Source organism: Bullifex sp. (assembly GCF_034103065.1).
Lineage (GTDB): Bacteria > Spirochaetota > Spirochaetia > Sphaerochaetales > Sphaerochaetaceae > Bullifex.
Genome location: NZ_JAXEGN010000101.1, coordinates 1 through 9,820, shown reverse-complemented (window position 1 = coordinate 9,820; position 9,820 = coordinate 1). Strand labels below are relative to the sequence as shown.

Below are 9,820 nucleotides of genomic sequence, written 5' to 3'. Positions count from 1 at the left end.
GAATTGGGTTTATCAATCTATAAAAGCAACTAAAGAGATGAAAAAGCAAGCTGAAAAAATATCTATCCCTGTTTTGCTTTTGCAAGCAGAAGTTGATCATAGTGTAAAGCAAAAAGATCAAGTTAAGTTTTCTTCTCTTTGTAAAACTTGTACTATAAAAGAAATTAAAGGATCTAAGCACGAAATAATGTTTAGTAAAGATGAAGTAAATAAAGAATTCTGGAGTGAAATTTTTAAATTCTTGGAAGATTAAAATGAAGAAAATATTATTTATCTTAGTTACAGTATTATTTTTAACCTCCTGTCAGCTTGATAACGTTTATCAAAAGATGGGACTTGTAAAACCTCAAGCATTAGATGTTTCTCTTTCTGCTGGTGTTAAGAAAGTAGATGGGAAGTCAATTGATTTTGTTAAAGAACTTCTTGGGCCGGGTCACGTTGTTTCTTTTAATGTAACTACACCTGAAAACTTTACTGGTTGTATTTTGCGTAGTCAAAGTAGAGAAGAGCTTGAAAAGTTAACCAATATGGTTAACGCAAAGTGTTATTCAAAAGAAGAACTTAATACTTTTTTAAATACAAAAGTAACAGATCAAAATACTATTAACGCAGTAAATGGAATTGCTCAAGTTCTTGATATTAGTAAGGAAAATATTACTAAGTTAATTAAGAAGTTCTTTCCTACAGTAAGTGGGGAAGATTTAACAGAAGAACAAAAGCAGTACAATTCCATGATTAAAGCATTAGAAGAAGCAAGCACTGATATCGTTGATAGTTTATTTACCCCTGTAATTAGTATGTTTAATAATGAAATTACTAATTCTGATTATATCAAGTGTCAACTCACCGTTGATTTCATTGATGGTGTTTTTGCTTCTATTGATGAAGTATATAAATCCCTTGATTTAGGTAAAGCTGAATTAAATAAGACAGCTTCTATTAGTGGTGATATTAAGGACATTGCAGATGTAGCGGTTGGCGCCCTTATTTCAAATCTTATTACTCCATTAGCATGCATGGATAGAATTGCATTTGGTAATGAAAAAACAATTGGTCTACCTAGTTTTGATTCCATACTAAATGCACTTAAATGAGGTTAAAAATGAAAAAAATATCATTAATATTAATAGCCCTTATATTAGTTTTATCACTTCCAGCAAAGGATTTTTCTAGTGAATTAAATAGAACAGCTTATATTCCTACATCTATGACATTTAGAGCTATGGGGGAAAGTGGTAGAGCAATTGCACTTCCTGAAGATGGTTTTTCTGTTAACCCTGCTGCTTTAGCAAGTGATGGCTTTGAGCTTATACTACCTTCCTTTGAAGCAGCTGTTACAAATGTTAATGCTTTACTTAACTCTGATATCAAAGGTGTATTAAATAAAGATACAACAGCAATGATGGATATGCTTTCACTACTATCAGGAAGCTCATATTTTATTGATGGAAAAATATCATCATCATTAATTATTAAAGGTTTTGGTGTTTCCTTTAGTTTAAAAAGCGGGCTTTATACTAGTGGAGAAAGTATTTCAGCTTATGTAACAGTACCAATTGAGGGTGTGTTATCACTTGGATATGCACATGAATTTGATTTAAATAATAGTTATAAGCTTTCTATTGGTGGTGTTTTACACACAAATTTAAGATATTACATAAAACCTGTAGATGTAACTACGTTTGTTGATGTTGCAACGGGAGATGAAAAACTTGATTTAAGTTTTATTAAAGAGAGTAATTTAACACTTGATTTAGGTGCAACACTTAAAATGCCATATGGCTTTAGTAGTGCATTGACTATAGACCATATTACTCTAAAAAACTTAAAGGGTAATTTAAAATATGATTTATCTCTTTCAACTTCTCTAGGCTGGAGCTATAAATATGGTCCATTAAGATTAAGCTTAGCAATGGATCTTGTTGATATAACAAGAATACAAATAAATAATGCTTTATACCATTTAAATTTAGGTGGCTATATTGGACTTTGGAATAATCTTGGCCTCTATGGCGGCTTGAAAGGGGGCTATCCTTCATTTGGCTTAAAGTTAAAGCTATTATTTATGGAAAGCTATATTACATATACTATAAATGAGTATTCAGAATTTGTAGGTTATAATCCTAAAGATACTCTTTCATTTAGTTTTAGATTATTCTTCTAAGCAAAAAAATATCTCATCCTCATTAGCTAATTAGCTTTTAAGGATGAGATTAATATTTAATTAATTCTCTTCTTTATCTGGGATAATTAAACTCATAATCATACTAACTACGAATACACCTGCAACTGGGTTACCTGCAAAAATGTCTCCAAATACAGATGGAAGATATTGGAAAAATCCATCTACTTGAGTAACTCCAATACCAACACAAAGAGAGGTGGCAACAATTAATGTTGTTTTCTCATTCCACTTACATGCATTCATCATATTAATTCCACTTACGATAATTGCACCAAACATAATTACAGTACAACCTCCTAATACACATGATGGAAGAGTTGAGAAGAATGCGCCAACAGGTGGGAATAATCCTGCAATAATAAGTGTTAAAGCACCAAACATAATGGTCCATCTGTTTACAACCTTAGTCATTGCAACGAGTCCTACGTTTTGGCTAAAAGATGTTATTGGAGAGCATCCAAATACTCCTGCAGAAATTGCTGACATAAAGCCATCACAACAAAGAGATCCTGATACTTCTTTTTCTGTAATGTCTCTATTTAAACCACCTGTACAGATTGCAGTTGTATCACCAATTGTTTCTGCTGCTGATACTAAGAAAACAAGTGTTACAGAGATAATTGCTCCAATATCAAATTTTGGTGCAAATCTAAAAAGACGAGGAAATGAAATAATACCAAGCTTATTGATGGTTGCCATCATTTGGGAAAAATCAACCATACCAAAGAAAATGGAAATTACATATCCAACGGCAAGTCCTAATAAGACATAAAGGTTTTTCCAAAAGCCTTTAGTAAACGAGTGAAATAGTAGGCAAGCTAATAGGGTAAGACCTCCTACTGTTAAGTTCTGCCAAGAACCAAGAGGATAGGCATTGGAGGTTGCTAGAGTTGAAATGCCTGTTGATAGAAGTGAGAATCCTATTGTAGTTACAACACATGCAGATACAATAGGCGTAACAAAGCGCCTCCAGTATTTTGTTGTTAGTCCTAATATGCCTTCGATAATACCACCGATCATAACAGCACCAACTAGCAAGCCATAATCTCTTGATGCAAGTATCATCATTGGAGATAAAAATGTGAAGCTTAATCCCATTACTACTGGTAGCTTTGCTCCAACTTTCCAAATTGGATAAAGCTGAATTAGGGTACCTATTCCTGCGATTAACATTGCTGCTTGTACTAGTAGCGCTGTATCGAGAGATGAAAAGCTATTTCCATTATAAAGTGCAACACCTGCAATTAAGATAATTGGGGTTACATTAGAAACGAACATAGCTAATACATGTTGTAGACCAAATGGGATAGCCTTCGCAATTGGCACTCTCCCATCAAGGTTGTAGATGTTTGAAACATCATAGTTTTCCTTTTTCACGTTTTACCTTCCTTTTGCAACAAAATGCAACGTTTTAATTAAAACACACAAATGCAACAACCTGCAACAAAAATATAACGATAATTTTTCTTTAATATTTGGATTTTAAAGTTATTATTCCATTCTTTTTACAAAAAGGCTTGACCATTACACCCTCTTAATTTATAAGGGTGTTGATTAATAAATTTTTAGGTGAGACAGAGTGGGTATTAAGAAAGTCGACAGAGGAAAGTTAGGGTACAACTAGTGAGCTTAAGCTTGCCAGGTGCCTTGTCGTGTTCTTCTTTTTCTTTCTATTTTACTTGCTTCTGCCATGTGGAGTGAAATGATAGAGATTAAACACTTAAGGAAAGAGTTTGATGATGATACAATCCCTTTAAAGGATATCAATGTAACAATCAACAAAGGTGACATTATATCAATCATCGGACCATCCGGTACCGGTAAGTCTACACTGCTCAGATGTATCAACATGCTGACTGAACCTACTTCCGGTAGCATCATAGTTGATGGCCAGGACATCACAGAAAGAGGCTGTAACTTAAATGAAGTTAGAAAGCACATGGGAATGGTATTCCAGTCCTTTAACCTTTTTGGGCATCTGACTGTAATTGAAAACATAATGAATCCTCAAATCACATTGTTAAAGAGATCAAGACAGGAAGCTTACGATAAGGCTATGTATCTCTTACAATCTGTTGGTCTTGCATCTAAGGTATTTAACTACCCAGATGAGCTTTCTGGTGGACAGCAACAGCGTATTGCTATAGCAAGAACTCTTGCTATGGATCCAGATATTATTTTGTTTGATGAACCAACTTCTGCATTAGATCCTAGCATGATTGGTGAAGTACAATCTGTAATTAAGCTTCTTGCTAAGACCGGAAGAACTATGATGATTGTTACTCATGAAATGGATTTTGCTAGAAAGATTTCAAATAGAATTCTCTTCATGTATGACGGTGAGGTCTATGAAGAAGGTACTCCAAAGGAAATCTTTGAGCATCCTAAGAAAGAAATGACAAGAAAGTTTATTCAGCGTCTTTCTTCTCTTACATATCGTATCGATTCTACTGATTTCGATATCGAAGCAATGAATGAAGAACTTCATAGCTATGGTGAAAAGCTCTTAATTGAAGCTGAACGTTTAAGTAAGCTTTTACTTGCACTTGAAGAAATATGTATCAACAATATTGCTTCATATTCTGATACTCCAGATATTCTTGTAAAGATTGAATACTCTGAAAAGAGCGATATCCTTACAATGACTATTAAATATAATGGAGAGTATTTAGACGTTAACTCATGTGAAAGTAAGCTCTTTAAGCTCTTACTCCAAGAACCTACTACAGGGCTTAGTCAAAAAGAACTTGTGGATGATGAACTTGGATATCACCATCAAATTGTAATGACATTTAAGTGGATTGAGGAGTAATGTTAATGAAGAAGTTTATTGTAGTTCTTTTGATGTTGATGTGCATTACATCTCTATTTGCTTACTCTTCTATCGATGAGTTAGATGGAAAAAATATTGGTGTTCAGACAGCTGTATTATATGAAGAGTTGATAATGGATCGTCTTCCTAAAGCAACTTTCCAATATTATACCATGCCAAATGACATGATTTTGGCATTAACTAGTGGTAAGGTTGATGCTTATCTAATTGAGCAGGTTAGCTTCGGTGTACAGAAAAAGAACCATCCTGAGTTAACAACTCTAAGTGAGCCAGCTGGATATATTAATGCAACTTGTATCATTGGTAACAATGAGAAAAAGGACCGATTACTAAGTGAAATTAATGCATTTATTGCAAAAAGCCGTGCAAATGGAATGCTTGATGAGATTTATGACTATTGGATCGCAGATTTCGATCCTGATACAGATACATGTGATGTAACTGGCTTTACAGGTGAAAATGGCCAAATATCTGTAGCAGTTGAAGGTGGTTACGAACCATTCTCTTTCATCAGTCATGGTACTATTTCAGGTTTCGATGTTGATTTCATCTGTAGATTCTGCCGTGAATATGGTTATGAACCAGTTTTCTATGAAGTTCCTTTTGAAGCAATTGCTCCAGGTGTTGAGACTGGTAAATACGATGTTGGAATGAATATCGTTGTAAGTGCAGAACGTAATGAGACAGGAACACTTACAGATGTTTACTATAAAACTCCTATTGAGTTAGTTGTACTTGGTGAGGATAAAGCAGAGTTAGGATTCTTTGAAAAGCTTCAGCAAAGCTTCTATAAAACATTTATTAAAGAAAATCGTTGGAAGTTATTTGTTCAAGGTGCAGGTGAAACAATTTTAATTACATTTGTTTCAATCATTGCGGGCTCTGCAATTGGTTTTGGTGTTTACATGCTATGCCGACACGGTAATAAGGTTGCAAATGGTTTAACTAACTTTATTCTTTGGCTCATTCATGGTATGCCAACAGTACTCTTATTAATGATTTTATACTACATTGTATTTGGTTCCTCTAGACTTTCAGGAACATGGGTCTCAGTAGTAGGATTCTCATTAATGTTTGCTTGCTCAATGATTGATATGTTGAGAGTAGGGTACAACGCAATTGGTAAGGGACAGCTTGAAGCGTCAACTGCACTTGGTTACTCAGACTACCAGAGCTTCTTTAAGATTTTACTTCCTCAGGCAGCACATCACTTCTTGCCTATCTATAAAAATGAGGTAGTAACACTTATTAAAGAAACATCTGTTGTTGGTTACATCGCTGTACTTGACTTAACAAAGATAAGTGACCTTGTAAGATCAAGAACTTATGAAGCTTTCTTCCCTCTTATTCTTACTGCAATCATGTACTTCGTTATTGCAACTATAATGACAAAGTTCGTTGATTGGGTTGAAAAGAAAATTGATCCAAAGAGAAGAAGCCATGAAAAGATTCTTAACGGAATTAAAGAGTGGGATTGATGTTTTCTTAAATACTTATCAAGAAAACACAATATTAGATTATTAACTATTTTTTATTTATAAACACAATAGCTACGATTACTGTTAAAATACGGTTTTCGTAGCTTATTTTGTTGTAAATCATTTTGTGGTGAATTTTATTAAGTAAAGTGTATCCTTTTTATCTATTAAAACAGAATTCTAGACAAAAATAATCTATAGCTTTTTGATGGTATATACTTCGATTAATGTAATGGGAGTATAGAATATATTTCATACTTTTTTATTGAAATTGAATCTATGATAATAAGTTAATAGTAAAATACAAACTTTAAGGTTTTCTTTATATTTGGTATTTCTTAGTATGCTAAGCATATACTAATATTTTTACACAAAGTATTTAAAGTTTAAAAGAAAACCTTATCGAACTAGCAAAAAACAACAAAATCCTAAGCCTAGAAAATATATTAGAACGCATAATTATTAGCTTTAACAATTATGAAATATATCCCTTAACTTATTTAACAATATTTTTAACCCATACTTTCTTTTTAATTAGAACTATTCCAACTATACAGTTAAAGATAAAACTGAGCTGTACACTCATAAATAGCATTGGAACAGAGAGGTCTGTTAACCTACTTAATATGAAAGCAATAGGAACAGGACAGAGCCACATAAATAGAGAGTCTGTTAATATTGTGATTAATATTTTCCCACCAGAGCGAAGTGTAAAGTATGAGGCATTTCTAAGTGCAAAGAGAGGTAAGAAACAACCTTGCACTATGATAAGTTTGGTTGCAATCTCTCTTGCTTGATGACTTGTGTTATATAAAAGAGGAAATAGTGGCGAGATTACTATTAATAATGCTCCTGCAACAGAACCAACCATTATAGAAAATACTATTAACTTTGTATCTGTTTTAACTGCTTCATCACACTTATTTGCACCTAATAATTTACCAATAATAATGCCAATAGATGAGCCTACTGCCAAAAAGGTACTATTTGCAACCTGGATTAGGGTGTTTGCAATATTATATCCTGCAACAGCATTAATACCTCTAGTTGAATAGCATTGAACAAAGGTACTCATAGCTAAGGACCAAAATGTTTCATTAAGCATAAGTGGAATAGCTGCTTTAAAAATCCTTTTAAATAAATCTCTTGGAATAATTAATGTTCTGTAGAGCCCTTTAAAGTATTTAAATTTTTCTTTTGTGTGAGCTTTGTACATTATTATTCCAGCTTCAATATATCTACTAATTACAGTTGCAATAGCAGCACCATTTACCCCTAATTTGGGAAAGCCCAAATGTCCAAAGATTAATAAATAGTTTAAAACGAGGTTAGTGATAATGGCCGTAACTCCAGCTTTCATTGGTAGCATAGTCTCTCCACCTTCTCTTAAGGTGCTTGCATACACTTGGCTAAGTAAAAATCCTGGGATACCAATTGCCATTATTTTTAAATAAGAAAAACCAAAATTGAGTGTTTTATTAACACTGTCTAAATCCTTCTCTCCTGATAAAAATAGATATATTAACTTATCCCCAGCAAACACAAAACAAAGGATTGCTATAGTAATAATAGTTAAACCTACTATTAGCTTAAATCGTATTGAAGATCTAACTCCTTCGTAATCATCTGCGCCAAAGAACTGAGAACAGAAAATACCTCCTCCTGATACTGTCCCAAAGATACAAAGATTACAAACAAATAATATTTGGTTAGAAATTGATACACCGCTCATCTCAAGTGTACCCATTTGCCCAACCATAACGTTATCAAGTAGGTTTACAAAGTTTGTAAAGCAGTTTTGTATCGCTATAGGAAGCGCTATGGCTAAAACAGCTAAATAAAACTCCTTTGAACCAAAAAATTTTTCTCTAATTTTTCCCATGCTAGCTATCATAACTTAAGTGGAAAGCAGTGACAATCTTTGTTTTGAGTAATAAAATAGAACTATGGATACTCTTTCCTACTATTCAAAGAACTCGAGATCATTTTATGAAGCAACTATCAATGCTGATATGAGTCAAATATATGAAAGCTTTTTGCCTTTGATTCCCTTAGGAGGTACCATCCTTGATTTTGGATGTGGTTCAGGTAGAGATAGTAAATTTTTTCTTAGTAAAGGTTTTGATGTTGTTGCTGTAGACGGAAGCGAAGAGATGTGTAACCTTGCGTCTAAATTACTTGGAAAAGAAGTAAAGAAAATGTTCTTTAGTGACCTTGATAGCATTGCTACCTATGATGGTATTTGGGCTTGTGCATCAATTTTGCACCTAGAAAGAAGTAGTCTTAAAGATGTATTTAGAAAAATGGAAAGGGCATTAAAAGAAGGTGGATACATTTATTCATCATTTAAATATGGTGATAAAGAAGAATATATAAATGGAAGGTATTACACCTATTTTAACGAAAATAAGTTTAAAGAATTTATAAAAGATGTAGATAATTTAGTGGTTCAAAATCTATGGTCTGCTTATGATAGCAGAAAAGAATATAGTGAGACTAAATGGCTAAATGTCATATTGAGAAAAGAGGTTTTATGAGACAGCTTGTAATTAATCCTGGTTCAACATCAACAAAGATTTCTCTTTTTGAAGAGGAAAATAATATTTTTACTAAGAGTGTTTTTCACGACGCTCCTGTATTATTACAATATAAAAGTGCAAATGACCAAATTCCGTTGAGACGCATGGTAATTGAAGATTTACTAAAGGAATATGGATATTCACTTAACGATGTAGATGTATTTATCGGTAGAGGTGGTTGTGCTTATTCTCAAAAGTCTGGAGTAATGGAAATAGATGAAAAGCTCTATCAAGATACAAGAGATGATAAAGGTGGAAGTGATCATAGTGCAAAACTTGGAGTTATGCTTGCCTATATTTTTTCAAAGGAAACTAATAAAAGAGCCTACACTGTCGATCCTACAAATGTTGATGAATACATACCTGAAGCAAGAATTACAGGAATTAAAGGCGTATATAAGAGAGCACAATCACATGTATTAAACCAAAAGGGTATTGCAAGACTTTGGTGTAAAGAACATGGAAAGAGTTATGAAAACTCAAGGTTAATTGTTTCTCATATTGATGGAGGAATTACCATTGCTGCACATGAAAATGGATTAATGATTGATGGCACTGAAGGTGCTGGTGGTGATGGCCCATTTACCCCAACACGTCTTGGTTCTATTCCTGTACTTGAGGCTGTAAGATATGCAAAAAACCATAGTATTGAGGATGTTGAAGCTATGTGTTCTCGTTCCGGTGGTTTTGTCAGTCACTTTAATACCTCAAATGCTGATACCATCCATAAGGCAGTAGAAGAAAA

Annotated in this window: 8 protein-coding genes and 1 pseudogene; 7 read left to right on the top strand and 2 right to left on the bottom strand. The window is 33.3% G+C overall.

Going from position 1 to position 9,820, the window contains the following annotated elements; translation table 11 throughout:
• The 3 genes from SOY52_RS04200 to SOY52_RS04190 form a co-directional block, all read left to right on the top strand.
• Positions 1 to 253: serine aminopeptidase domain-containing protein (locus tag SOY52_RS04200; protein WP_320847728.1), on the top strand; the 253-nt coding region annotated here is incomplete at its 5' end.
• 1 nt (position 254) lies between these two features.
• The gene (locus SOY52_RS04195) at positions 255 to 1,094 is read left to right on the top strand and encodes a lipoprotein (RefSeq protein ID WP_320847727.1); all 840 of its coding nucleotides are present in this window, start codon (positions 255 to 257) and stop codon (positions 1,092 to 1,094) included.
• Between the two features lie 8 nt (positions 1,095 to 1,102).
• On the top strand, positions 1,103 to 2,164 hold the full coding sequence (locus SOY52_RS04190; protein WP_320847726.1) for a hypothetical protein: 1,062 nt from the start codon (positions 1,103 to 1,105) through the stop codon (positions 2,162 to 2,164).
• Positions 2,165 to 2,224: 60 nt separating this feature from the next.
• On the opposite strand, the gene SOY52_RS04185 is transcribed toward SOY52_RS04190, so the two are convergent.
• A complete protein-coding gene (locus SOY52_RS04185) occupies positions 2,225 to 3,562 on the bottom strand; it encodes a nucleobase:cation symporter-2 family protein (protein WP_320847725.1) in 1,338 nt (445 codons plus the stop codon).
• 325 nt (positions 3,563 to 3,887) lie between these two features.
• Between SOY52_RS04185 and SOY52_RS11175 the strand changes: the two are divergent.
• Together SOY52_RS11175 and SOY52_RS04175 are read left to right on the top strand one after the other, a co-directional pair.
• Positions 3,888 to 4,607, top strand: a pseudogene (locus SOY52_RS11175) (amino acid ABC transporter ATP-binding protein); the annotation flags it as partial.
• A gap of 395 nt (positions 4,608 to 5,002) precedes the next feature.
• The gene (locus SOY52_RS04175; RefSeq protein ID WP_320847723.1) at positions 5,003 to 6,496 is read left to right on the top strand and encodes an ABC transporter substrate-binding protein/permease; all 1,494 of its coding nucleotides are present in this window, start codon (positions 5,003 to 5,005) and stop codon (positions 6,494 to 6,496) included.
• 496 nt (positions 6,497 to 6,992) lie between these two features.
• Here the strand turns inward: SOY52_RS04175 and SOY52_RS04170 are convergent, their stop codons facing one another.
• Complete coding sequence (locus SOY52_RS04170; RefSeq protein WP_320847722.1) at positions 6,993 to 8,378, bottom strand: MATE family efflux transporter; 1,386 nt, start codon at positions 8,376 to 8,378, stop codon at positions 6,993 to 6,995.
• Between the two features lie 64 nt (positions 8,379 to 8,442).
• On the opposite strand from SOY52_RS04170, the gene SOY52_RS04165 reads away from it, so the two are divergent.
• Complete coding sequence (locus tag SOY52_RS04165; RefSeq protein WP_320847721.1) at positions 8,443 to 9,033, top strand: class I SAM-dependent methyltransferase; 591 nt, start codon at positions 8,443 to 8,445, stop codon at positions 9,031 to 9,033.
• On the top strand, positions 9,030 to 9,820 hold a 791-nt coding region (locus SOY52_RS04160; RefSeq protein WP_320847720.1), incomplete at its 3' end, for a butyrate kinase. The genes SOY52_RS04165 and SOY52_RS04160, both read left to right, overlap by 4 nt.

What these genes read in the sequence shown, in the direction of transcription:
- SOY52_RS04190 (WP_320847726.1), top strand. Translation starts at nt 1,103, where the DNA reads ATGAAAAAAATATCATTAATATTAATAGCCCTTATATTAGTTTTATCA.
- SOY52_RS04170 (WP_320847722.1), bottom strand. Translation starts at nt 8,378, where the DNA reads ATGGGAAAAATTAGAGAAAAATTTTTTGGTTCAAAGGAGTTTTATTTA.
- SOY52_RS04175 (WP_320847723.1), top strand. Translation starts at nt 5,003, where the DNA reads ATGAAGAAGTTTATTGTAGTTCTTTTGATGTTGATGTGCATTACATCT.
- SOY52_RS04195 (WP_320847727.1), top strand. Translation starts at nt 255, where the DNA reads ATGAAGAAAATATTATTTATCTTAGTTACAGTATTATTTTTAACCTCC.
- SOY52_RS04165 (WP_320847721.1), top strand. Translation starts at nt 8,443, where the DNA reads ATGGATACTCTTTCCTACTATTCAAAGAACTCGAGATCATTTTATGAA.